This is a genomic window from Mesorhizobium sp. M8A.F.Ca.ET.181.01.1.1 (assembly GCF_004792025.1).
GTDB lineage: Bacteria > Pseudomonadota > Alphaproteobacteria > Rhizobiales > Rhizobiaceae > Mesorhizobium.
The window spans coordinates 1-382 of the sequence record NZ_SRTV01000076.1 but is presented as its reverse complement, the minus strand read 5'-3'; the positions used below and the strand labels follow the sequence as shown (position 1 = coordinate 382).

1 protein-coding gene is annotated in these 382 nt (G+C 57.9%); it reads right to left on the bottom strand.

The window, feature by feature from the left end:
* Positions 1 to 175: 175 nt before the first annotated feature.
* A partial coding sequence (locus EN824_RS35685) for a hypothetical protein (protein WP_210236378.1) occupies positions 176 to 382 on the bottom strand: 207 nt, incomplete at its 5' end.

The window sequence follows — 382 nt, the reverse complement described above, 5'->3', positions numbered from 1 at the left end:
GCGCGCTGGAGGCAGCCGGCAGGGACAGAGCGGCAAGATAGAGTGCTGCAACGGATTTCTTCATGATGGGCCTTCCTGGTTTGACCCCGTCATAAGGTCACGCCAGCAAAGCCAAATTGCGGCAGCTCCAGGAACCGCCGCCATATCCCCGATTCATTGCCGCTGGACGCGTGCATCATTGCAATCCACCCCAAGCGGGGCTGGCTATCGAAACAGCCAGTAAACAATGCCGAGAATCACAGCCCACATCGCCAAGGATATGGCCAGAACTACGAGATAATTTCGAAACCGTCTGGTCATCCGCCCCCATCGCCGGACGGCCGTTGCTCGACAGCCGTAACCGTTGAATTGCTGGATGCGGATAAACCGCAGGGATCAGCCT